Below are 23067 nucleotides of genomic sequence, written 5' to 3'. Positions count from 1 at the left end.
CGTCCGGTTGGCGACCACGGGAAGTGAGTCTATTGCTCAGCTGACCTGACCGAGCACAACTGCGAAGTCGTCGGCGTGGTCGGTCCAACTCTCCAGCTGCCGCAGACCCGCGGCGGCCAGTTCGTCATGCAGCGAGCTGAGGTTGAACTTGGTGCTGATCTCGGTGAGGATCTCGGCTCCTCGAGGTAATTCCCACGTCCGCTCGATCGCGCCGAACCGGGCGTGCACGTCGCGCCGGGCGCGCAGCCACATCTCGATTCGGTGCTCCGGCGGATTCCACCGTGCGATGTGATCGAAGTCGTCGGTGTAGAGGCCGGTCGCGTCGAGCCCTTTTCGCAGTACCTCGATGACGTTCCGGTTGAAGTCGGCGGTGACCCCGGCGCGGTCGTTGTAGGCGGCGATCAGCCGGCCGGTGTCCTTGATCAGATCGGCTCCGAGTAGGAAGTAGTCGCCGGATCGCAACGCCCCCGCGATGTGGCGGTAGAAATCGGACCGTTCGGTGGGGTCGAGGTTCCCGATCGTCCCGCCGAGGAAAATCGCCATACGCGGACCGTCGTGGTCCGCGAGATCTAGGTCGGGTTCACCGAAGTCGGCGTGCAGGGGTTGGACCGAGATCTCCGGGAACTCAGCTGACACCTGGTTCGCCGCATACGTGAGCATCTCGACGCTGACGTCGAGCGGTACGTAGGTGAAGTCGGTCCCGCGGGCTGCGAACGCCGACAGCAGGAGCCGCGTCTTCTCCGACGTGCCCGAACCGAGCTCGATCATGGTCCGAGCGTCCGTGATGGAGACGATCTCTGCTGCGCTCCGTCGCAGGATCTCGGTCTCTCGCCGTGTCGGGTAATACTCGGGCAGCCGGGTGATCTCGTCGAACAGCTCACTGCCGCGCTTGTCGTAGAGCCACTTCGCAGGCAGGACGGGTGGGCTCTGCCACAGCCCTGCTACGGCGTCGGCGACCAGCAGCGGGTCCACAGACGACTGTGACATCGTCATCGGGCCAACCGGAGTCCGCTGAAGACCCACCGGGACCCGGCCGGGAAGAAGTTGCGATAGGTGGGCCGTTCGTGGCCGGTGGGAGTCAATGCGCTGGCACCACGGAGCACATGCTGATCACTCATGAACTTGCCGTTGTACTCGCCCACGGCGCCGTGGGCCGGTACGAACCCGGGGTAGGGGAGGTAGGCGCTTGCGGTCCATTCCCAGACGTCGCCGATCATGGTCTCGCCGGCGACGCCGGGATGACATCGCGCAGGGTCGAGGAGTTGACCGCGAGACGCTCCGGTGCGCATCGCCGCGGTCTCCCATTCGAACTCGGTGGGTAGCCGCGCGCCGGCCCACCGCGCATAGGCGTCGGCTTCGTAGAAGGACACGTGTACGACCGGTTCGCTCTCGATGATCGGACGCCGACCGGACAGCGTGAACGACGTCCAGGTGCCGTCGTCGAGGCTCCAGTAACCGGGGGCCGACCAGCCGGTCTCGCCGATCTTGTTCCAGCCGTCGGACAACCAGAGTTCACTACGGCGATAGCCGTCGTCTGCCATGAACTCGAGCCATTCACCATTGGTCACCTGCCGGTTGGTGAGTTGGAAGTCCTGCAGGTAGACCGAATGGCCGGGCCCCTCGTTGTCGTAGCTGAAACCGTTCGGATCTGCCCCGATCGTGACGAGCCCTCCGTCGAACGACTGCCAGCGCAGGGGTGCCGCCTCCGCCGTGGCATCCGGCCCTCGCTCGACGTAGACCGGCGCGAACGGGTGCGTCGAGAGAAGATGCTTGACGTCCATGAGCAACAGTTCTTGGTGCTGTTGCTCATGATTGCAGCCCAGTTCGACCAGGGTGCGGGCGTACTCGTCGAGCCGATCCTGCTCGAGTGCCGAGGTCATGGCCTGATCGACGTATTCGCGGTAGCGGGTGACCTCGTCGACACCGGGTCGGGTGACGAGGCCTCGATGAGGACGGGGGTGGCGGGCGCCCACCGCCTCGTAATAGCTGTTGAAGAGGTACCGGAAGCTCTCGTCGTACACCGTGTATCCCGGCAGATTCCGCAGGATGAACTCTTCGAAGAACCAGGTGACATGGGCGCGGTGCCATTTGGTCGGACTGGCATCGGTCATCGACTGCGGAACCTGGTCCTCGGGTGACAGTCGCGCGGTGAGCTCGTCGGTGAGCGCACGGACGTCACGGAACCTGGTGGTGAGAGTGGACTGCTCGACTGTGATGCTCATGCTCGTCTCCTGGAAGATGACCGGCGGGACAGCAGTATGGATGAGGCGTCTGACACTCACGGTACCCGCAGCTAGGTCGTGTCCGCCTCTGGCACCGAGGGCGGAGCCGCCTCTGGCAGACTGAGGCCGTGAACACCGGTGCCATCGTCGCGATCGTCGTAGTCGTCGTCCTCCTGCTCGTCGCCCTGGTGGCGACCGGCCTGGTCCTGTCCCGTCGCAGGCGAATCTCTCTGAGCGACAGCGCAGATCGGACACCGTCCGATGGCACCAGGCAGGTCGACAAGTCGGGTGGCTACAAGGCCGGTAGTGGGTTCTCGTTCACCCAGGGTGGCGCGGGCGCGGCCACCGCCGAGCCTCCGGCCAGGGACACGCCCACGATCGAGCGGACAGACACCGACGGGCAGCCGGGCGTGGGTGACGATGCGGCGATCCCTCGCGACGCACCCAAACGCGGCCTGCGCAATGTTCCTCTGCCCGAACCGAAGACAGACGAGACAGAACCGAAGGCAGCAGAACCGGAACCCGCCGCCCCGGCACCCGAGGCGACAACCCCCGAGGTCGAGGCCCCGCCCGCCGAACCAGAGGTCGTGGCGCCGGAACCGGTGATCGAGCCCGAGCCGGTCGTGGAGCCCGAACCGGTCGCCGAACCGGTCCCCGCGACCCCGGTGCTCGACGACATCGCGCCGACAGCCGGGCGCCTGGGGTTGCTCCGTGGTCGCCTGTCCCGGTCGCAGAATGCGCTCGGCAAGAGTGTGTTGGGGCTGTTGGGTGCGGGCGACCTCGACGAGGACGGCTGGGAAGAGATCGAGGACACCCTGCTGATGGCAGACCTCGGGACGGCGGTGACGACTGCCGTCGTCGACCGCTTGCGTACCGAACTGGCCGCCTCGCCCGTGCGGACCGCGGACGAGGTCCGGGCCCTGTTGCGCAAGGTTCTCGTCGCCGAGGTCGGTCCTGATCTCGACCGCTCGATCAAGGCGCTGCCGCACGCGGGCAAGCCGTCGGTGCTGTTGGTCGTCGGGGTCAACGGCACGGGGAAGACCACGACCACCGGCAAGCTGGCCCGCGTGCTCGTCGCCGACGGGCGCAGGGTGTTGCTCGGTGCTGCCGACACCTTCCGCGCAGCCGCGGCCGATCAGTTGCAGACGTGGGCCGAGCGGGTCGGTGCCGAGGTCGTCCGCGGCAAGGAAGGGGCCGATCCGGCCGCGGTGGCCTTCGACGCCGTCGCGCGCGGCATCGACGAGGGCGTCGACGTGGTCATGATCGACACAGCCGGGCGTCTGCACACCAAGACCGGCCTCATGGACGAACTGGGGAAGGTCAAGCGGGTGGTCGAGAAGAAGGCCGTCGTCGACGAGGTCCTGCTCGTGCTCGACGCGACGACCGGGCAGAACGGTCTCGCCCAGGCGAAGGTTTTCGCCGACGTCGTCTCGATCACCGGTGTGGTGCTGACCAAACTCGACGGCACCGCCAAAGGCGGCATCGTCTTCCACGTCCAACGAGAGCTCGGCGTACCGGTCAAATTGGTCGGTCTCGGCGAGGGCGCCGACGACCTCGCACCCTTCGAACCAGAGGCGTTCGTCGACGCGCTGCTCGGCTGATCCCACCGCGCCGTACCAGCCTGAGAACAACAAATGGCTGCCCCTCGCCCCATCTGATCAACACCGCTCCTGGCGGTATACACAGATGAAACATGAACTGCCCGCTGGTTCACATGCATGAAACACCACAGCACCACGAACGAAATCCTTGCCCGCCAATCTCTTTGAAGGCGCCGAGCCGTCGGCGCACTCTAGGAGGTTTCTTACAGTGGTTTTGGCACTGCCAGACGATGCGTTCGCGCCCTACGACGTCGGGGCAACCGCCTGGGTCCTGACGAGCGCCGCACTCGTGCTCTTCATGACTCCGGGACTGGCCTTCTTCTACGGTGGCCTCTCGCGACAGAAGTCCGTCCTCAACATGTTGATGATGTCGTTCGGCTCACTCGGAGTCGTCAGCATCATCTATGTGTTGTGGGGTTACTCGATGTCGTTCTCGTCGGCTCACACCGGAGAAAGCGACATCGCGGGCATCTTCGACAACCCGTTCTCGCTGTTCGGCTTGAACCAGCTGATGGAAACGATCCCGGATCCCGAGAACCCTGACGAGGTCCTCAACGTCATCGGCGGCTTCGGTGATGTCCCGGCCATCGTATGGGCCGGCTTCCAGTTGACATTCGCAGTGATCACCGTGGCCCTCATCTCCGGTGCGCTCGCCGAACGCGTCAAGTACTCGACCTGGCTGGTCTTCACCGGCATCTGGGCGACCCTGGTCTACTTCCCACTCGCCCACATGGTGTGGGGCGGCGGTCTGCTGTCGAACAACGAGACCAGCTTCGCCTCGTGGATCTTCGGCACCGAGGACGTCGACGGCACGATGGTCGCGAAGGTCGCACCCATCGACTTCGCCGGTGGCACCGTGGTCCACATCAACGCCGGTATGGCTGCGCTCGTCCTCGTGCTCATCATCGGTAAGCGTGTCGGATACGGCAGGACCGCTTACCGCCCGCACAACGTACCGTTCGTGATGCTCGGTGCCGCGATCCTGTGGTTCGGATGGTTCGGCTTCAACGTCGGTTCCGAAGGCACCGCAGACGCACTCGCCGGCCTGGTCTGGATCAACACCACCGCTGCAACCGCCGCAGGTCTGATCGGCTGGCTCGTGGTGGAGAAGATCCGCGACAAATCCGCCACCGGCGTCGGCGCGGCCTCGGGAATCGTGGCCGGTCTGGTCGCCATCACCCCCGCCTGTGGCGCGCTGACCCCGATCGGCTCGCTGATCCTCGGCGCTGTGGCCGGCGTGATCGCCGCAATCGCAGTCGGCTTCAAGTCCAAGTTCGGCTTCGACGATTCGCTCGACGTCGTCGGTGTCCACCTGGTCGCGGGCCTCTGGGGCACCATCGGCATCGGCTTCCTGGCGTCGGAGACCGGCCTGTTCTACGGCGGCGGCGGCAAGCAGCTCGTCATCCAGGTCGTGATCGCACTGGTCGCAGTCGCGTTCACCGCGGTCATGACCGCCATCATCGCGTTCGCTCTCAAGCCACTCGGCTGGCGGATCACCGCAGAGGATGAGGACACTGGTATTGATGAGACGGATCACCGCGAAAGCGCGTACGACCTCGTTTAAGTCCTGGAAACTCAATACTCGAACTGTGATCCTCATGGAGGGATGCAACAAATGAAGCTCATTACAGCAATCGTGAAGCCATTCACGCTTGAAGATGTGAAGGCGGGACTCGAGCAGGCCGGCGTCGTCGGTATGACCGTCAGCGAAGTTCAGGGGTACGGCCGTCAGAAGGGGCACACCGAGGTGTACCGCGGTGCGGAGTACTCGGTGGACTTCGTCCCCAAGGTCCGCGTGGAGGTCGTCGTCGACGACGCCGCGGTGGACAAGGTGGTCGACGTGATCGTCGAGGCCGCACGCACCGGCAAGATCGGTGACGGCAAGGTGTGGGTCTCGCCAGTGGAAGCGGTCATCCGGGTACGCACCGGAGAGCGCGGCGGCGACGCGCTGTAACGACGGTGCCATTCGTACGTGGCGGTCGCGGTCCTGCATCCGAGGAGCCCTCGGGAGCAGGACCGCAGCCGTCTCACCTGACACCGGCTGCCGCGACGGATCTGGTCACAGCACGCAAACAACTCCTACGCCGGACCGACGGCAACAAACGGGTCGATGCGCCCGCGCTGCGCAGGGTTCTCGTCGACCTGCACGACTTCTGGCTCACCACCAAGGCCGCCGAGATCGGGATCAAACCCGGTAGCGGTTTCGCCATCGTCGCCGTCGGTGGGCTGGGCAGGCAGGAATTGCTGCCCCATTCAGATCTCGACCTGATCCTGCTGCACGACGAGATGGACCCGGCGGTCGTCGCGGAGATCGCCGACCAGATCTGGTATCCGCTGTGGGACGCGCACATCAAACTCGACCACAGTGTGCGGACCGTGTCACAGGCCCTTCAGGTGGCCGCCACCGACATGACCGCGGCGCTGGGATTGCTCGAGGCGCGCCACATCGCGGGGGACGAGGATCTGTCCAAGCTGCTCATCGGTGGGATCCGTCAGCAGTGGCGCACCGACATCCGTTCGCGGTTCGGCGGACTCGTCGACCAGGCTCGCGATCGCTGGCGGCGCAGTGGAGACATCGCCCACCGCGCCGAACCCGATCTCAAGTACGGGCGCGGAGGGTTGCGCGACGTGCACATGCTCGATGCCCTCGCCGTGGCACAGCTGACCGACGGCATGGCTGCGCTCCGTCCGGATTCTCCCGGTGGTGGGCTCCGGCAGGCCTACACCCGCCTGCTCGACGTGCGCACCGAACTACACCGGATCACCGGCCGACCCCGCGAGCAACTGCGTGCGCAGGATGCCGACGAGATCGGTGCGGCGCTGCGGATCGGTGATCGATTCGATTTGGCCCGGACCATCAGTGACAGCGCGCGCACGATCAGCTACGCGGTGGACGTCGGACTGCGGACCTCGTCCAATTCGCTTCCGCGCAAGGGGCTTTCGAAGCTCCGCCGCTCGCCCATCCGGCGTCCTCTCGACGAAGGGGTTGTCGAGCACTTCGGCGAGGTCGTCCTCGCGCGTAACGCGCTGCCCAGCAAGGATCCGGGTCTGATCCTGCGGGTGGCCGCTGCATCGGCGCGGACCGGCCTGCCCATGGCGGCCTCCACCCTGGCCAGGCTGGCCGATTATGCACCGGAGCTGCGGGAGCCCTGGCCGATCGATGCGCTCAGCGACCTGCTGGTGCTTCTCGGTACGGGTGAACACATGATCGCGCCGATCGAGGCCCTCGACCGGACGGGCCTGTGGGGCAGGCTGATCCCTGAATGGGGCGCGATTCGCGACCTACCCCCACGCGATCCGATTCACACGTGGACCGTGGACCGCCATCTCGTGGAGACCGCGGCCAACGCGGGTTCGATGACGACGAGGGTGTCGCGTCCGGACCTGCTGGTCCTGGGCGCGCTGGTCCATGACCTCGGGAAGGGACGCGGTGCCGACCACAGCGTCGTCGGTGCCGAGCTCGCCAATCAGGTGGGTAACCGCATCGGCCTGTGGCCAGAAGACGTGCAGATCTTGTCGAAGATGGTCCGCTATCACCTGCTCCTGCCCGACGTGGCGACCAGGCGCGATCTCGACGATCCGGCCACGGTGCAGGGTGTCGTGGACACCCTCGGCGGTTCCCGTGTCCTGCTGGAATTGCTTGCCGCGCTTGCCGAAGCCGATTCGAAGGCGACCGGTCCCGGGGTCTGGGGCGATTGGAAGTCCTCGCTGATCGGCGAACTGGTGCGTCGGTGCCTGCGACTGATGGACGGCGGCGAGCTCGCCGATCCGGGGCCGCTGACTCCTGAACTGACCGCACTGGCGGAGGCGGGCGGCGTCAGCGTCGACCTCGTGACGACGGACAACCCGCACACCTTCGCAGTGACCATGATCGCGCCCGAACAGCCGGGTCTGCTCTCGCAGATGGCGGGTGTGCTCTCGTTGCGGGGCCTGCGGTTGCTGAGCGCTTCGGTCCAGTCACACGCGGGGAGCGCGGTCAATACGTTCCTGGTCTCCCCGTTGTTCGGTGAGCCGTCGGAATCCGGCCTCCTGCGGCAGCAGTTGATCCAGGCGCTCGAGGGCAACATCGACGTGATCGCCCGGCTCGACGCCCGTGAGCGGGAGTCGCAGCTCCCGGTGGCGCCGGGGCCGGGCGGAGAGAACTCCCATGGCCCGGCCGTGCCGGCGTTGTTCGCGCAAGCCCCGCCGCGGGTCCTGTGGTTCGACGGATACGACGACAACAGCGTGATCCTGGAACTGCGCGCCGGCGACCGTGTCGGCCTGCTGGCACGGGTGAGTGCGGTGCTCGAGCAACATCGGGTCTTCATCACGTGGGCAAAGGTCTCCACGCTGGGCGGATCGGTGGTCGATTCCTTCTGCATCAGGCTGCCCGGAGATGGTCCGCAGACGCGCGACCAGCTCGAAGAGGCGATCCTGGCGGTCGTCCCGCCACCTGCGCCACCCCGGGAACCAGAGGAGGACACCGGTAAATCCGGCGTCCCGATAGGCTAGGGGAATGTTCGACTCCCTCTCAGGCCGGTTGGCCGGTGTCCTGACCGATCTGCGCGGCAAGGGCAAGCTGTCCGATGCAGACATCGACCGCACCTGCCGCGAGATCCGTCTCGCCCTACTCGAGGCCGACGTCTCGCTGACCGTCGTCCGCGGTTTCATCGCCAGGATCAAGGAACGTGCCAAAGGCGCTGAGGTGTCGGGTGCACTCAACCCCGCACAGCAGGTCGTCAAGATCGTCAACGAGGAGCTCGTCGGGATCCTCGGCGGCGAGACCCGGCGCATCCAGTTCGCGAAGACACCACCGACGGTCATCATGCTCGCCGGTCTGCAGGGTGCCGGCAAGACCACCCTCGCGGGCAAGCTCGCGGCGTGGCTGAAGAAGCAGGGTCACACCCCGATCCTGGTGGCCTGCGACCTGCAGCGACCGGGCGCGGTCAGTCAGCTCCAGATCGTCGGTGAGCGGGCCGGTGTCCCGGTCTTCGCGCCCAACCCGGGCACGAGCGTCGGCGGCACCGGGGAGCTCGGTGTCTCGGGCTCGGAGGGCGCGGGCAGTCTGGCCGAGCCGATCGAGGTGGCGAGATCCGGTGTGGCCGAGGCGAGGTCGAAGCACCACGACGTCGTGATCGTGGACACCGCCGGTCGCCTCGGTATCGACGAAGAATTGATGGCGCAGGCCAAGGGCATCCGCGATGCGGTCGAGCCGGACGAAGTGCTCTTCGTCCTGGACGCGATGATCGGTCAGGACGCCGTGGCGACGGCGGAAGCGTTCGCCCAGGGTGTCGATTTCACCGGCGTGGTCCTGACCAAGCTCGACGGCGATGCCCGTGGTGGTGCCGCGCTCTCGGTGCGTGAGATCACCGGCCGTCCCATCATGTTCGCGTCCACCGGCGAGAAGCTCGAGGACTTCGACGTCTTCCACCCCGACCGGATGTCGAGTCGCATTCTCGGAATGGGCGACGTGCTGAGCCTGATCGAGCAGGCGGAGACGCATTGGGACGTCCAGCAGGCCGAGGCGGCTGCGAACAAGATCAGCCAGGGTGAGCTGACCCTCGAGGATTTCCTCGAGCAGATGCTCATGATCCGCAAGATGGGTCCGATCGGGAACCTGCTCGGGATGTTGCCGGGCGCGGCGGGCATGAAAGATGCTCTCTCCCAGGTCGACGACAAGCAGCTCGACAAGGTGCAGGCGATCATTCGCGGTATGACCCCGGCCGAGCGGGAGAATCCGAAGATCATCAACGGGTCGCGCCGTGCTCGCATCGCGAACGGTTCTGGCGTGACGGTGAGCGACGTCAATCAGCTCGTCGACCGCTTCTTCGACGCGCGAAAGATGATGTCGCAGATGGCCGGCCGTATGGGCATGCCGGGTGGCCGCAAGAACAATCGTAAAAAGGGCGGCAAGAAGGGCAAGAAGGGTGGGCGCGGACCCACGCCTCCGAAGGTGCGGGGCGGGTTCCCGGGCATGCCAGGTGGTATGCCCGCAGGCTTCCCCGACCTGTCGAACATGCCTGCCGGGCTCGACCAGCTTCCGCCCGGGCTCGAGGGCATCGACGTCAGCCAGTTCCAGCGGCCGAAGAAGAAGTAGGGGCGGTCGCGTCGATGATTCTGTCCCAGCTGCACTTTCGTGGATTTGCGGTCGGGTCGGGTGAACCCGTCGAGTTCTGGGTCGATGACGGTGTCATCACCCGCGAGCCCATCCCGGGCGCAGATACGGTCACCGACGGTGGCTGGATCATGCCGGGGTTGGTCGACGCGCACAACCACGTCGGCATCGCACCCGGGCTCGGAGTCACGATCGAGCAGGCGAGGGCGTTCGCCCGGCAGGATCTGCAGGCCGGGGCGACGTTGATCCGTGAGGTCGGCTCACCGGTGGACACCCATCCGCTGGACGACGATCCCGCCGGACCGCGTTTCATCCGGGCGGGCAAGCACATCGCCCGTCCGAAGCGCTACCTGCGCGACTACGGCGTCGACCTCGGCGAGGTCACGGATCTGCCCGCCGAGGTCGCCCGGCAGGCCCAGGCGGGTGACGGCTGGGTCAAGCTGGTGGGGGACTGGATCGACCGGGACACCGGCGACCTGTCTCCGCTGTGGCCGGACAACGTTCTGCGCGAGGCGATCTCGGTGGCCCACCAGCTCGGCGTCAAAGTGACTGCGCACGTGTTCGGCACCGAGGCCCTATACGGGTTGATCGACGCCGGAATCGACTGCATCGAGCACGGCACCGGCCTGAACGACGAACTCATCGCGATCATGGCGGCCCAGCGAATCGGTTTGGTGCCGACGTTGATCCAGGTCGAGAACTTTCCGTCGATCGCCGACGGGGCCGACCGCTTCCCCGCCTATCAGCAGCACATGCGCAAATTGCACGCCGATGCGCCGAGCACGTTCGCGGCCGCGATCGAGGCCGGAGTGGACATCTATGCCGGGACGGACGCAGGAGGTTTCGTCGAACACGGCCGCATCGTCGACGAGGTCGTCGCGCTCGCCGGGATCGGGCTGAGTCCGGGTCAGGCACTCGACGCGGCCTGCGCCTCCGCCAGGGAGTGGCTGGGGGCCGGTGGACTCGGCGACGGCGACCGCGCGGACGTGTTGGTGTTGCACGGCGATCCGGCACAAGACCTGTCTGTACTGCGATCGCCGGATGCGATCGTGTGCGGTGGCCATCTCGTCTGACGAACTCTCAGGTGTTGGTCCGGATATGTGCGCGTTCGCCCTGGGTTCCGTACAGACACAGAACTTCTGCCGGTTCGGGGCCGACGGCGGCAATCCAGTGCGGGACATGGGTGTCGAACTCGACCACCTCACCGGGCAGCAACGTCAGGTCCTGTTCACCGAGTAGCAGGCGTACCCGGCCGGAGAGCACGTACAGCCACTCATAGCCCTCATGCACCTTCAATTCGGGTTCGATCGGTGTCTGCGGCGGCATGATCTGCTTGAAGGCCTGGATCCCTCCGGGCCGCCGCGTCAACGGGATGAACACGCGGCCGTGGCGCCGGATGGGGCGCATATGGATCCGTGGATCTCCGGTGGCCGGTGCGCCCACGAGTTCGTCGAGTGGGATCCCGTAGGCCTTTGCGAGCGGCAGCAGCAACTCCAACGTGGGTTTGCGGCCCCCTGATTCGAGTCTCGACAGCGTGCTCTCGGAGATGGCTGTGCTCTCCGACAGCTCTGCGAGGGTGATCTCCCGTTCGCGGCGCAGGGCACGAAGCCGCGGCCCGACCGCGCTCAGGGTCTCGTTCAGCTCGTCGTCCATGCGGCCATGGTGCCAGAAATTGCTGAAACGGCAAGCATACTTGCCGATCTTGAGCTGATGACGCACTGTGAACGCATGACTGAGAAACCGGAACGCATGACTGAGAAACCGCAAGCAAACTATGACGTGATCGTGATCGGCGGCGGGTCCGCCGGCCTGAGCGGGGCGGTGATGTTGGGTCGTTCACGGCGTTCGGTACTCGTGATCGACGGTGGCAGGCCGCGGAACGCACCCGCGGCAGGCGTGCACGGATTCCTGACCCGCGACGGACTGCCACCGGCCGAGCTGGTCGCGATCGGGCGCGACGAAGCCCAGCGGTACGGCGCCCGGATCCTCGACGACGAGGTCATCGGTGTCGGCGGCGACGTCGACAGCGGATTCGTCGTGACGACCGTGGGCGGGGTCCGTGCCGAAGCACGACGACTGCTGGTGACGACCGGATTGGTCGATGAGCTGCCGGACATCCCGGGCCTTGCCGAACGATGGGGTAAAGACTTGCTGCACTGTCCTTACTGCCACGGCTGGGAAGTCCGGGATCAGGCCATCGGCATCCTTGGCGTGAATGCCATGTCCCTGCACCAGGCGCAGATGTTCCGGCAGCTCAGCGCGGACATCGTAGTGTTCCTCAACGACGAGCTGCGGCCCACGGACGACGAGCGCACGCAGCTGACCGCCCGCGGGATACGCCTCGTCGAGGGGAAGGTCGCGGCAGTCAGGTCCGACAGCGATGCCATCGCCGGGGTCGTGCTCGCCGACGGCACGTTCGTTGCGCGCCAAGCGCTGACGGTCACGCCCCGATTCGTCGCACGTGCGGCATTCCTCGAGGACCTGGGGCTGCAGTCGGTCCCGCATCCGATGGGCGTCGGCGACTACATTCCCGCCGACGAGTCCGGCGTGACCGCGATACCGGGTGTGTGGGCCGCAGGCAACGTCAGCAATCTGATGGCCCAGGTCGGTGCGGCAGCTGCAGCCGGCGCGATGGCCGGCGCCCACATCAACGGGGATCTGATCGCCGCGGAGACCCGTGCCGCAGTCGCTGAACTGTCCTCGTCAGTGTCGTGATTTCTGTGGGGAGGCCTTTCTCTGGCACAATGGCTCCCTGGTTCGCCGGACCCGGCCACGTGCCGACCGGCGGTCACACCACCTCAACAGCAAAACCGGGCGTTCCGACCGTGGAACGTCGCCGAATTGCACTGTGACCATAGAAGGAAGTAACTCGTGTCTGTCAAGATCAAGCTCACCCGCCTCGGCAAGATCCGTAATCCCCAGTACCGGATCGTCGTCGCTGACGCCCGCACCCGTCGCAACGGCCGGGCAATCGAGACCATCGGTCGTTACCACCCCAAAGAAGAGCCCAGCCTGATCGAGATCGACTCCGATCGCGCGCAGTACTGGCTCGGTGTCGGCGCACAGCCGACCGAGCCCGTCGCGGCCCTGCTGAAGATCACCGGTGACTGGCAGAAGCACAAGGGCCTGCCGGGTGCCGAGGGCACCTTGCGGGTCGCGGAGCCGAAGCCGTCGAAGCAGGACCTCTTCAACGCTGCTCTCGCCGCTGCCGACAACGCTCCCGCGGGCGAAGCCGTCACCCCGAAGAAGAAGGCTGCCAAGAAGTCAGAAGATGCACCGAAGGCCGACGAGCCTGCTGCCGAGGCTCCCGCAGCTGAGGTCGCCGACAAGTGAGCGTCGTCGTCGCTGACGCCGTCGAGCACCTCGTACGAGGTATCGTCGCGAACCCAGATGACGTCCGCGTCGAGCTGGTGACCGGCCGACGTGGCCGCTTCGTCGAGGTGCATGTCAACCCGGAGGACCTCGGAAAGGTCATCGGCCGCAACGGCCGTACGGCCACCGCGCTGCGCACCCTCGTCACCGGAATCGGTGGTCGCGGGGTCCGGGTCGACATCGTCGACACCGACCGCTGATCGCACCGCGGAACAAGGCGCTCACAGGTGGATCTGGTTGTCGGCCGCGTTGCCAAATCGCACGGCGTGCGTGGCGAGGTGATGGTCGACGTCCGTACGGACGAGCCGGACGTGCGCTTCGCAGTCGGGAACGTGCTGCGCGGCCGGAAGTCGACCGGTAAGAACACCTTCGTCGAGAACAGCTATACGGTGACAGCCGCCCGGAATCACTCCGGGCGGCTGTTGCTGTCTCTTGCCGAGATCAACGACCGGGAATCCGCTGCCGCGCTGCGCGGTGTGCTCTTCCTGATCGATGCCGAGGACGTCAGCTCCGGGGATGACCCGGACGAGTTCTACGACCACGAGTTGCAAGGGGTCCCCGTGCGCATGGTCGACGGCGAAGACGTGGGGTCCGTCACCGATGTCGTCCACCTGCCTGCCGGGGATCTGCTGTCGGTGAACATGACCGACGGCCGTGAGGTACTGATCCCGTTCGTCACCGCGATCGTGCCGACCGTGAGTCGAGAACTCATCGAGATCGATCCGCCCGACGGCCTGCTGGATCCCGAATGAGCCAGGGGAGCGACCCGGCCATCCGGATCGGCGTGGTCTCGATCTTTCCTGAATATCTCGAACCGATGCGAATGGCACTGCTGGGCAAGGCCATCGACCGTGGAATCCTCGCGCTCGACACCTATGACCTGCGGGACTGGACCCACGACGTCCACCGCGCAGTGGACGATTCCCCGTACGGCGGTGGTCCGGGCATGGTCATGAAACCCACAGTGTGGGGGCCGTGCCTGGACGAGGTCTGCCCCGACGACGCGCTCCTGGTCGTACCGACCCCTGCGGGCGTTCCGTTCACCCAGGCCACCGCGCAGGAGTGGAGTCGCGAGAGCCACATCGTGTTCGCCTGCGGACGGTACGAGGGCATCGACCAGAGGGTCTTCGACGATGCCGCCAAACGTGTTCGCGTGCAGGAGGTCTCACTGGGCGACTTCGTCTTGATCGGCGGTGAGGTGGCCGTGATGGCCATGGTCGAGGCCACCGTTCGCCTGATCGACGGGGTCTTGGGCAACAAGAACTCGCACCAGCAGGATTCTTTCTCCGATGGTCTGCTCGAAGGTCCGAGCTACACGCGTCCACCGACGTGGCGTGGACTCGACGTGCCGCCGGTACTCCTGAGCGGTGACCACGCGAAACAAGATCGCTGGCGCACCGAGCAGTCGATCGCCCGTACCCGGGCGCGGCGTCCAGATCTGTTGCCTCGCGAGTCCACAGACTCCGCAGACCCCACCGGTGGCGCCCCCGCGGGCTAAGATCTCCGCAGCGAGTGGGGGGTCACGATGGTCGCAGAATCGACGAGGTCCGGTGAGATGAACCGGGCCTGGGATGCGCTGTTGGGGGAGGTGGACGAGCAACGGGAACAGTTGCGGGCGGTCGCGCAGGAACTCGGTTCCGTCACCGTGGAGGCCATGTCCGCCGACCGTCTGGTCAGGGTGGTGATCAACGCCAGAGGCATGCTGACCGACCTCGACATCGCTCCGCTCGCGCTGCGGCGACACCGCGCCGATCAGCTGTCGATGCTCATCCGCGATCTGGTCGAGCGGGCGGACAGTGAACTGACCGCTCGCCGGAACCAACTGGTGGCCGGGATCGTCCAAGACCAGGGTCCCCATCTTCGGGATCTGGACTGAGTCGACAGATCGGGGAGGCGCGAATGCCGGCAGCACTACCGGGGTCGGAACTTCGGATCGATGCGGCCGCAGTTCACGCGGCGGTGAGAGAACTCGAACCGGTTCTCACCGAGCTCGCGGCGATCTCGTCGGAACTGGATGAACTCGCCGGGCAGATCGCGTCGACGTGTCGGGCCCATGCGAGCGGGCACGTCTTCGCCCGCGCCCACAGCCGACTCAGTGCCGAGGCCGTTGCCGCTCTCGACGAGGCGCGCGCAGCTGCCGCGGGCTATGCCGGCGGCCTGACCCGAGCTGCCGAGGTATTGGTGAACCAGGACGCAGATGATGCCGCATCCGGGTCGCCCGGGGCGGGGCACTGATGCCGACCGGCTACGGCGAACCGGTCGGGTCGTTGTTACGTGAACTTGCCCCCGAGATCGACGCGGCCGCCCTGTACCTTCTCGCCGAGCGTTATGAGTCAGTGCAGCAGCGGATCTCGGAGTGCACCTGGGCGATCGACAAGGGGACCCGCGCAGTGTCCGGAGCGATCGACGGACAGACGGCGGTGGCCGCAGACGCCGTGGGTGCGTCGACGGTTCGCGCCCTGCACGCGAGCGCCGAGAAGGTGAGCAGCATCGCCGAGGTGGTCCGGGCCTACGCCGATGCGGTCGAGCAGACGAGGCAGCGACTGGCCGTTGTCGCGGCGATCGCGGATCGGGAGTTGCTCGCCGGGACATTGCTCGCGGCGGCCACCGGCGACACCACGCCGCTGGCAGGCGCGGAGCACTTCGCGGCGCGCACGATGGCGGCCACCGCGGCAGAGCTGGACCGGCACGCAGCCCAGATCTCGCAGGGGGCGGTGGAGGAGACCAGCGCTGAGCATGGTCAGCAGTCCGGCGGTATGCCGATGACGCCGGGCGCGATGATGGCCCCGATGGGCGCCGCCCTTGCCGGGATCGCCGCAGGTCGTGCTGTCGCCGCAGCGGGGGACTCACAGCCGTCCGACGCGGACCTGATCATGTTGCGCGCCCGGGCCGCCGTTCTGTCCGCAACCCAGCCTCCTGAGGTCGCGCCGTGGATCCGGGTGGCTGTCGGTCTGGGCGTCGACCCGAACGGTCGCCGCACCGTTGTCGTCGGGACAAGTGAGCCTGCCGGTTATCTGAGACCGGGCGTGGCTCCTGAGCCGCACGAGGTGGTGGTGGGCGACGGGCGCGCACCCGAACTCGCCATCCTCGGATACTTCCGGGACGCCGAGCTCGTTCCCCTGGCCGTCTGCGCAGCGTCACCACCGCCACCCGAGGTGGCCGCGGCGGTCAACGACTCAGGGGCGCACGCGCTCGACCCCGCCGGCCACGAAGACTCAGCGGGGTCGGCGCAATGAGCCCTCATCGCATCGATGTCCTGGGCGCAGGGGTCGCGGGACTGGTAGACCGGGTCGATTCCAGGCAGCTGGACCGCGTGGGTCTGCTGATCGCCGTGGCCGCCCTCGACACCGCAGCCGTCCCGGCCGACGGGCCGGTCGCCGAAGCGCTCAAGACCTGGCGTTCCGGGCGACCTGCCGCGGCGCACCAGCGTCTGGAGATCGCGGCGCTCCGGGGCCGCCTCGACACCGCCGCCCTCGCCGCGTCCCACGCCGGCCGCGACGCCGAGTATCGGGCTGTGTTCGCTCGTGCGCGTGCTGTCGCCGCCCTCGAGTTCGGGGTCGGCGGTGGCGGCCGAGAGGGGTTGCGCGAAGTCGCGTGCGAGGCGTGCGCCGCCACAGGATCGGCGTCTTTGGTCGCAAACCTCTTGCGCGACCATGGCGGCGACTAATCTGACCCCATGGGCCACTGGTTCACCGAGAACATCATCGACAACGGCCGACTACCTCTGTTCATGGCCTACATCGGCTTCATCCTGGGATTCCTGGGGATCCGCATCAGCGTGCGGCTGATCCGAGCCGAGGTCAGCTGGTGGTTCAACAACGTCACCCCCGGCGGGCTGCACATCCATCACGTCGTCTTCGGCACCGTGCTGACGATGTTGTCCGGCCTCGGGCTGATCGCTCTGGCCATCAACGGCTCTCAGACGACGCTGTCGATCTTCGCCGCACTCTTCGGCGTCGGTGCTGCGCTGGTCCTGGACGAGTTCGCGCTGATCTTCTATCTACGCGATGTCTACTGGGCAGAAGAGGGGCGCGCCTCCCTCGATGCCGTGTTCGTGGCAATGGCGGTCATGGGATTGATCCTCCTCGGTTACCACCCGCTCGACTGGTGGGGTGCCGACACCAACGACGTCGCTGCAACGGCCGCCGCGGTGATCTACTCGGGAGTGGTCCTGGCGCTGGCCGGGCTCGTGCTGCTCAAAGGAAAGATCTGGACAGGTCTCATCGGTTTGTTCATCTTCCCGCTGCTCGTGGTCGCGGCCATCCGTCTCGCCCGTCCGACCTCACCATGGGCTCGCTGGCGTTACACGAAACGGCCGAAGAAGATGAATGCCGCCGTCAGACGGGAACGCCGGGTGCGCAGGCCACTCATCCGGGCCAAGATCTTCATGCAAGACCTCATGGCCGGTAAACCCGACGTCGCGCACGCCAAGTCGGGCGCCGAAGAGGAATTGAACGCCAAGGTCCATCCCGCCCCCGCCAAGGGCGAGTCCGCTGGGCTCGTGCTGACCGAGGCGATTTCGCCTGGCGGGGGTGCTTCTGGCACAATTGACCAGTTGCCGTTTGACGGTCAGCAGCCCGGCGCGCCCGCGGAGGCTGAGACGTCGCGGAGACCACACGAATCGGAGCACGAACCAGTCGAGCCGTAGCGCGTGAGCACACGAGGCCACGTCGAAAGCCGCTAGGTTCCTCTACTCACGCCAACTGCAAGATTGGAACCTGCAACATGAACACTCTGGACTTCTTGGACAACAAGTCCCTGCGCGACGACATCCCCGACTTCCGTGCGGGCGACACCCTGAACGTTCACGTGAAGGTGATCGAGGGTTCGAAAGAACGCGTCCAGGTGTTCAAGGGCGTTGTGATCCGTCGTCAGGGTGGTGGCGTGCGTGAGACGTTCACCGTCCGCAAGGTGTCGTTCGGTGTAGGCGTGGAGCGTACGTTCCCCGTGCACAGCCCCAACCTTGCGAAGATCGAGGTCGTCACCCGCGGCGACGTGCGTCGCGCGAAGCTGTACTACCTCCGCGACCTGCGCGGCAAGGCTGCCAAGATCAAAGAAAAGCGCTGACGCACTAAGCTTGCGGCGTGGTAGACACCCCCCGCGGTCCCGAGAGTTCCAGCCCTTCGGGCGACGACACCTACGGAGACCCCGATTCCGAGGGCGCCCGTCCGTGGCGCAGCCTGAGCGACAAGGACGAGAGCAAGCCCAAGAAAAAGGGCTCGATACTCCGCGAGACGGCAATCATCATCGTCTGCGTGCTCTTGTTGACCTGGGTGCTGCAGACCTTTGTCGGTCGGCAGTACGTGATCCCGTCGGAGTCGATGGAACCGACGCTGACCGGATGCGCCGGGTGCACCAACGATCGCATCGTCATCGACAAGTTGGTCTACCGGTTCGGCGAGCCCAAGGCCGGTGACGTGGTGGTGTTCAAAGCCCCTACGTCATCGTGGGATCTCGGGTGGCGGTCACCTCGTTCGGACAACACCGTGGTGCGCGGTGCCCAGAACGCGATGTCCTGGTTCGGGTTTGCCCCACCAGACGAGAACAACCTGGTCAAGCGCGTCATCGCGACCGGAGGGCAGCGCGTGGAGTGCCACAACGCCGACCGCACCGGGGTCAAGGTCGACGGTAAGCCGCTGGTGGAGCCGTACATCGACATGAAGCTCCAGGAACAGAATGCTGCGATGCGCCCCGGAGATCTGCTGGACACGAACGGCGAGCTCAACTCGTGTCTCGGTGAGGATTTCGGTCCGCTGGATGTGCCCGCGGGGCAGGTCTGGGTGATGGGCGACAACCGCGGCAACTCCGCGGACTCGCGCTACCACCAAGACGATGAACTGCACGGCATGGTGCCCGTCGACGACATCCGCGGCAAGGTCCGGTTCGTCATCTACCCGTTCTCGCGGATGGGTTCTGTCGACTCCGTCAATCCGCAGAAGTAGCACCCTGGTGGCAACGCGTTGGCCGCCGAGGGTGGCGATCAGACGTGCGGCGGGCCTGCGCACCTTCGAGGCCGCCCTGTATCGCAGCGGGCTCGGACCTGTCGCCGGGGTCGACGAAGCGGGTCGCGGTGCCTGCGCGGGACCGCTGGTCGTGGCCGCCTGCGTTCTCAAGCCCACCCAATTGACGTCCCTGGCCGATCTGAACGATTCCAAGAAGCTCACGGCCGCCACCCGGGACAAGCTGTACAAATCGGTGACGCGTCACGCAGCGGCGTGGAGCGCGGTGATCATCGACGCGGCGGAGGTGGACCGGATCGGCATCCACGTCGCGAACATCGAGGGAATGCGCAGAGCGGTAGCAGGTTTGGGAATCCAGCCCGGCTACGTATTGTCCGATGGATTTCGCGTCCCCGGCCTGACCGCACCTTCACTGCCGGTGATCGGTGGCGACGGGGCCGCCGCCTGTATTGCGGCGGCGAGCATCGTCGCAAAGGTCACCCGCGATCGGATCATGGTCGCGATGGACAACGAGCTACCCGGATACGGGTTCGCAATCCACAAGGGTTACAGCACGGAGATGCACATGCGGTGCCTCGATGCGCTCGGACCTTCAGAGCAGCACCGAATGTCGTACCGCAACGTGCGCATGCGCGTGCGCTGAACCGGGCTGTACGCAAGTTAGGCTTAGAGGATGAGCGCCGAAGATCTCGAGAAGTACGAAACCGAGATGGAATTGTCCCTGTACCGGGAGTACAAGGACGTCGTCGGTCAATTCACCTATGTAGTCGAGACCGAGCGCCGGTTCTATCTGGCGAATGCCGTCGAGATGGTGCCTCGCAACGCAGACGGCGAGGTCTACTTCGAGGTGCGCATGAGTGACGCCTGGGTGTGGGACATGTACCGGCCGGCCCGGTTCGTGAAACAGGTCCGGGTCATCACCTTCAAGGACGTCAACATCGAAGAGCTGGAAAAACAGGATCTGCGGCTTCCCGAAGACGGCGTACTGGGAGATTAACCGGTTGCTTCGGCACCTGCGGTCACCGGTTTCTTGAGTAAGAGGCTGACACCCGCGAGTACCACTGCCGCCCCGGCGATCGACCACAGCACAATGGTGAGTGCTCCGAGGAATGATCGGGCTGCGGCCTGACGCGCGGCGTCCTCGAGCTCTGGCGCCGCCTGGACGGCGACGGTACTCCTGATGTCTCCCGGGGTCGCAGCCACCGATGAGGCCCCGCCCGCACACCCGGGTGGCGTCTGCTCCGGATGCGGTGAACTCAGCTGCAACTGCGCGCAACGGGTGAACTCACCTACTACCGCGGGTCTCAGGGCCGGCGCCACGGCCGTCGTTTCCAGCGACCGGGACAGGGTGCCGCCCGCATCGTCGACAGCCGATTGCGACTGGGCCGCAACTTGATTGAAGAACACGATGCTGATCAAGGCCAGTCCGACAGAGCATCCGATCTGCTGGATTGTCGGAATGGAGCCCGACAGCACGTCCCTGGTGCCGCGGCTTGCGGATGTCAGTGAGCACACTCATTCAGAGCGTGGCACCCTCACCGGCCGTGCCGGCCCACAAACCAGACACGTCGCGACGCGCATCTAAGCTCAGCCCAACGGCGGCGTAAATTGTCCTCGCGACCTGGCTGTGGCGAACTTTCACCACGATGACGCCGATCAAGATCGCCGCGTACACCTCGCCTGGGTGGTGTCGGGTCGAAAGACCGTTTAAAAAGCACTCCCTCGCGGTGGCTGATTGCTCACTGACACCGCGTCGTGAGTTCCGCGTCCGCAAGGCGGCTTTGTCCACAGTTCTGGTGGTTGTGCACAGGTCGGTGGCGGGTGGCGGTTTGTGGTGGGTGCCGTGTGGGTGTGGGTGGTCATGGTTGGTTCATGGATCAGTCGGGGGTAGGTGGTGCGCGACGTTCGCGTCGTGAGGTGGGGCAGTTGGGTGAGGATCTTGCTGTCGATTTCCTGGATGGGCTGGGGTGGGTGGTGTTGGCCCGCAACTGGCGGTGTCGGTACGGCGAATTGGATGTGATTGCGGCCGAGGGGCGGGATCTGGTCGTGGTGGAGGTGAAGACGCGGTCGGGTTCGCTGTTCGGTGACGTGGCCGAGGCTGTGACGCCGGCGAAGTATCAGCGGATGCGTCGGTTGACGGGGATGTGGTTGTCGGAGCAGGACGTTCATTGGCCGGTGATCAGGTTTGATGTTGTTGCGGTGCAGCTCAATTGGGGTGCTTTGCCGACGGTCTCGCATCTGCGTGGGGTGTTTTGAGATGAAGTTGGGCAGGGTGCGGTCGGTGGCGATCACCGGGGTGGAGGGGGTGATCGTGGAGATCGAGGCTTCGATCGGGCAGGGGTTGCCGGGGGTGCATCTGGTGGGTCTGGGTGATGCGGCGCTCAAGGAGGCGAAGGATCGGGTGCGGGCGGCGATTACCAATACCGCGGCGGCGCGCAAGGGGGGTTCGGGGGAGGAGAGCGATCCGGACAAGTGGCCGGAGGGGCGGATCACGTTGGCGTTGTCGCCTGCGACGTTGCCGAAGTCGGGGTCGACGTTCGATCTGGGTTTGGCGTTGGCGGTGTTGTCGGCGAACAGCGGGTTTGCGTCGGGGTTGCTCGAGAAGACGGTGTTCGTGGGTGAATTGGCGCTCGATGGTCGGGTGCGGCCGGTGCGGGGTGTGTTGCCTGCGGTGGTGGCTGCGCGGGCGGCCGGTTTCACGCATGTGGTGGTGCCGTTGGCGAATGTGGCGGAGGCGACGCTGGTCTCGGGGATCGAGGTGGGTGGGGCGTCGCATCTGCGGGAGGTGTTGGAGTGGTTGCGGGGTGTGGGGGTGCTGGACACGGTCGGGCCGGTGGTGTCGAGTCCGCCGGTGGTCGCCGGTCCTGATCTGTGTGATGTGGTGGGTCAGGATGAGGCGCGGTATGCGATGGAGATCGCGGCGGCGGGTGCCCATCATTTGTTGCTCACGGGTCCGCCGGGGATCGGGAAGACGATGTTGGCGCGGCGGTTGCCGGGGATTCTGCCGCCGCTGAGTGAGTCGGAGGCGTTGGAGGTCACGGCGATTCATTCGATTGCCGGTGGTTTGCCTGCTGATCATCCGTTGATCGTCGAGGCGCCGTTCATCGCCCCGCATCACAGTACGACGGTGACGGCGATGATCGGTGGCGGTACCGGGATGGCCAAGCCGGGGGCGGTGTCGCGGGCGCACCGCGGCGTCCTGTTCCTCGACGAGTGCGCCGAGCTCGGGGTGAAGGTGCTCGAAACACTGCGGACCCCGCTCGAGGACGGCGAGGTTCGGGTGGCCCGTCGTGACGGGATGGCGCTGTTCCCGGCTCGCTTTCAGCTGATCTTGGCAGCGAACCCATGCCCATGCGCACCGGCAAACGACGTCAACTGTGTGTGTTCGCCCTCTGCGCGCCGGCGCTACCTCGGAAAGTTGTCCGGACCGCTCATGGACCGGGTGGACATCCGAGTCAGGATGGATCCTCCCGGAAATGCCGCACTCAGCGGTGGCGCCGCCGAGTCGAGCGCACAGGTACGCGAGCGCGTGGTCGCCGCCCGTGCGCGCGCTCGGGACCGCTGGAGGGCGCACGGTTGGCAGACCAACTCCGAGGTACCGGGTTCGGCGTTGCGCCGCGGCGACTTTCGGCTCCCGCCCACGGTCACGCGACCTGTCGAACTGTTCTTGCGGGACGGTCGGGTCACCGCACGTGGTGCCGATCGCGCACTTCGGCTGGCCTGGACCCTGTGCGACCTCGCCGGCACCGATCAACCCACCGAAGACCATGTGGCACAAGCCCTGATGTTCCGCGATCGCGGATACAGCTGAGAGGAAG

The 23067-nt window shown here is 66.1% G+C and carries 26 protein-coding genes and 1 pseudogene; 22 read left to right on the top strand and 5 right to left on the bottom strand.

Annotation, left to right across the window (positions count from 1 at the left end):
* Positions 1 to 36: 36 nt before the first annotated feature.
* A complete protein-coding gene (gene egtD, locus BH683_RS23175) occupies positions 37 to 993 on the bottom strand; it encodes an L-histidine N(alpha)-methyltransferase (protein ID WP_246833535.1) in 957 nt (318 codons plus the stop codon).
* Positions 990 to 2222, bottom strand: coding sequence for an ergothioneine biosynthesis protein EgtB (gene egtB / locus BH683_RS23170; RefSeq protein WP_084838720.1), 1233 nt, complete (start codon positions 2220 to 2222; stop codon positions 990 to 992). Before egtB ends, egtD begins: the two co-directional genes overlap by 4 nt.
* Positions 2223 to 2350: 128 nt before the next feature.
* On the opposite strand from egtB, the gene ftsY reads away from it, so the two are divergent.
* From ftsY to BH683_RS23140, 6 genes are all read left to right on the top strand, one after another.
* Positions 2351 to 3823, top strand: a complete 1473-nt coding sequence (gene ftsY, locus BH683_RS23165) for a signal recognition particle-docking protein FtsY (RefSeq protein ID WP_084838618.1) — start codon at positions 2351 to 2353, stop codon at positions 3821 to 3823.
* Between the two features lie 208 nt (positions 3824 to 4031).
* Entirely contained in the window at positions 4032 to 5387 is a 1356-nt protein-coding gene (locus BH683_RS23160; protein ID WP_084838617.1) for an ammonium transporter, read from the top strand.
* 51 nt (positions 5388 to 5438) lie between these two features.
* Complete coding sequence (locus tag BH683_RS23155) at positions 5439 to 5777, top strand: P-II family nitrogen regulator (protein WP_084838616.1); 339 nt, start codon at positions 5439 to 5441, stop codon at positions 5775 to 5777.
* A gap of 5 nt (positions 5778 to 5782) precedes the next feature.
* Positions 5783 to 8314: a [protein-PII] uridylyltransferase gene (locus tag BH683_RS23150; RefSeq protein WP_084838615.1), complete on the top strand. Its 2532-nt coding sequence runs from the start codon at positions 5783 to 5785 to the stop codon at positions 8312 to 8314.
* Between the two features lie 4 nt (positions 8315 to 8318).
* Positions 8319 to 9899, top strand: a complete 1581-nt coding sequence (gene ffh / locus BH683_RS23145) for a signal recognition particle protein (protein ID WP_084838614.1) — start codon at positions 8319 to 8321, stop codon at positions 9897 to 9899.
* A 14-nt stretch (positions 9900 to 9913) separates the two neighbouring features.
* A complete protein-coding gene (locus tag BH683_RS23140; RefSeq protein ID WP_084838613.1) occupies positions 9914 to 10990 on the top strand; it encodes an amidohydrolase family protein in 1077 nt (358 codons plus the stop codon).
* A 7-nt stretch (positions 10991 to 10997) separates the two neighbouring features.
* Here the strand turns inward: BH683_RS23140 and BH683_RS23135 are convergent, their stop codons facing one another.
* Positions 10998 to 11570: an XRE family transcriptional regulator gene (locus BH683_RS23135; RefSeq protein ID WP_084838612.1), complete on the bottom strand. Its 573-nt coding sequence runs from the start codon at positions 11568 to 11570 to the stop codon at positions 10998 to 11000.
* A 75-nt stretch (positions 11571 to 11645) separates the two neighbouring features.
* On the opposite strand from BH683_RS23135, the gene BH683_RS23130 reads away from it, so the two are divergent.
* The 14 genes from BH683_RS23130 to BH683_RS23065 all read left to right on the top strand — a co-directional run bounded on the left by BH683_RS23130 (position 11646) and on the right by BH683_RS23065 (position 20246).
* A complete protein-coding gene (locus BH683_RS23130) occupies positions 11646 to 12632 on the top strand; it encodes an NAD(P)/FAD-dependent oxidoreductase (RefSeq protein ID WP_246833534.1) in 987 nt (328 codons plus the stop codon).
* A 156-nt stretch (positions 12633 to 12788) separates the two neighbouring features.
* Positions 12789 to 13250 carry a 30S ribosomal protein S16 gene (gene rpsP / locus BH683_RS23125; RefSeq protein WP_084838611.1) on the top strand — a complete coding sequence of 154 codons (462 nt, stop codon included), beginning with the start codon at positions 12789 to 12791 and terminating at the stop codon, positions 13248 to 13250.
* The gene (locus tag BH683_RS23120; RefSeq protein WP_020107279.1) at positions 13247 to 13489 is read left to right on the top strand and encodes an RNA-binding protein; all 243 of its coding nucleotides are present in this window, start codon (positions 13247 to 13249) and stop codon (positions 13487 to 13489) included. The genes rpsP and BH683_RS23120 overlap by 4 nt, the downstream gene beginning before the upstream one ends.
* 27 nt (positions 13490 to 13516) lie before the next feature.
* On the top strand, positions 13517 to 14041 hold the full coding sequence (rimM, locus tag BH683_RS23115; protein ID WP_084838610.1) for a ribosome maturation factor RimM: 525 nt from the start codon (positions 13517 to 13519) through the stop codon (positions 14039 to 14041).
* Between the two features lie 20 nt (positions 14042 to 14061).
* Entirely contained in the window at positions 14062 to 14787 is a 726-nt protein-coding gene (trmD, locus tag BH683_RS23110; protein ID WP_084838718.1) for a tRNA (guanosine(37)-N1)-methyltransferase TrmD, read from the top strand.
* Between the two features lie 27 nt (positions 14788 to 14814).
* Complete coding sequence (locus BH683_RS23105) at positions 14815 to 15165, top strand: YbaB/EbfC family nucleoid-associated protein (RefSeq protein WP_084838609.1); 351 nt, start codon at positions 14815 to 14817, stop codon at positions 15163 to 15165.
* Between the two features lie 23 nt (positions 15166 to 15188).
* Positions 15189 to 15524: a hypothetical protein gene (locus BH683_RS23100; protein ID WP_084838608.1), complete on the top strand. Its 336-nt coding sequence runs from the start codon at positions 15189 to 15191 to the stop codon at positions 15522 to 15524.
* Positions 15524 to 16525: a hypothetical protein gene (locus tag BH683_RS23095; protein ID WP_084838607.1), complete on the top strand. Its 1002-nt coding sequence runs from the start codon at positions 15524 to 15526 to the stop codon at positions 16523 to 16525. Before BH683_RS23100 ends, BH683_RS23095 begins: the two co-directional genes overlap by 1 nt.
* Entirely contained in the window at positions 16522 to 16956 is a 435-nt protein-coding gene (locus BH683_RS23090) for a hypothetical protein (RefSeq protein ID WP_084838606.1), read from the top strand. The genes BH683_RS23095 and BH683_RS23090 overlap by 4 nt, the downstream gene beginning before the upstream one ends.
* 9 nt (positions 16957 to 16965) lie before the next feature.
* On the top strand, positions 16966 to 17937 hold the full coding sequence (locus BH683_RS23085; RefSeq protein ID WP_084838605.1) for a hypothetical protein: 972 nt from the start codon (positions 16966 to 16968) through the stop codon (positions 17935 to 17937).
* Between the two features lie 77 nt (positions 17938 to 18014).
* A complete protein-coding gene (gene rplS, locus BH683_RS23080) occupies positions 18015 to 18356 on the top strand; it encodes a 50S ribosomal protein L19 (protein ID WP_084838604.1) in 342 nt (113 codons plus the stop codon).
* A 17-nt stretch (positions 18357 to 18373) separates the two neighbouring features.
* On the top strand, positions 18374 to 19231 hold the full coding sequence (lepB, locus tag BH683_RS23075; protein WP_084838603.1) for a signal peptidase I: 858 nt from the start codon (positions 18374 to 18376) through the stop codon (positions 19229 to 19231).
* A 7-nt stretch (positions 19232 to 19238) separates the two neighbouring features.
* Complete coding sequence (locus tag BH683_RS23070; protein ID WP_246833533.1) at positions 19239 to 19892, top strand: ribonuclease HII; 654 nt, start codon at positions 19239 to 19241, stop codon at positions 19890 to 19892.
* Positions 19893 to 19922: 30 nt separating this feature from the next.
* Entirely contained in the window at positions 19923 to 20246 is a 324-nt protein-coding gene (locus BH683_RS23065; protein ID WP_084838601.1) for a DUF2469 domain-containing protein, read from the top strand.
* On the opposite strand, the gene BH683_RS23060 is transcribed toward BH683_RS23065, so the two are convergent.
* Together BH683_RS23060 and BH683_RS29085 are read right to left on the bottom strand one after the other, a co-directional pair.
* Positions 20243 to 20764, bottom strand: a complete 522-nt coding sequence (locus BH683_RS23060) for a hypothetical protein (protein ID WP_143696117.1) — start codon at positions 20762 to 20764, stop codon at positions 20243 to 20245. The two genes, BH683_RS23065 and BH683_RS23060, sit on opposite strands and share 4 nt — an antisense overlap.
* A 7-nt stretch (positions 20765 to 20771) precedes the next feature.
* Positions 20772 to 21038: pseudogene (locus tag BH683_RS29085) on the bottom strand (transposase); the annotation flags it as partial.
* 83 nt (positions 21039 to 21121) lie between these two features.
* On the opposite strand from BH683_RS29085, the gene BH683_RS23050 reads away from it, so the two are divergent.
* Together BH683_RS23050 and BH683_RS23045 are read left to right on the top strand one after the other, a co-directional pair.
* Entirely contained in the window at positions 21122 to 21505 is a 384-nt protein-coding gene (locus tag BH683_RS23050; RefSeq protein ID WP_084838717.1) for a YraN family protein, read from the top strand.
* A gap of 1 nt (position 21506) precedes the next feature.
* On the top strand, positions 21507 to 23060 hold the full coding sequence (locus BH683_RS23045) for a YifB family Mg chelatase-like AAA ATPase (protein ID WP_084838598.1): 1554 nt from the start codon (positions 21507 to 21509) through the stop codon (positions 23058 to 23060).
* Positions 23061 to 23067: the final 7 nt, after the last annotated feature.

This window comes from Williamsia sp. 1138, assembly GCF_002095435.2.
Classification (GTDB): Bacteria; Actinomycetota; Actinomycetes; order Mycobacteriales; family Mycobacteriaceae; genus Williamsia.
The sequence above is the reverse complement of the archived record's forward strand: the minus strand, read 5'-3'. Positions and strand labels throughout refer to the sequence as shown.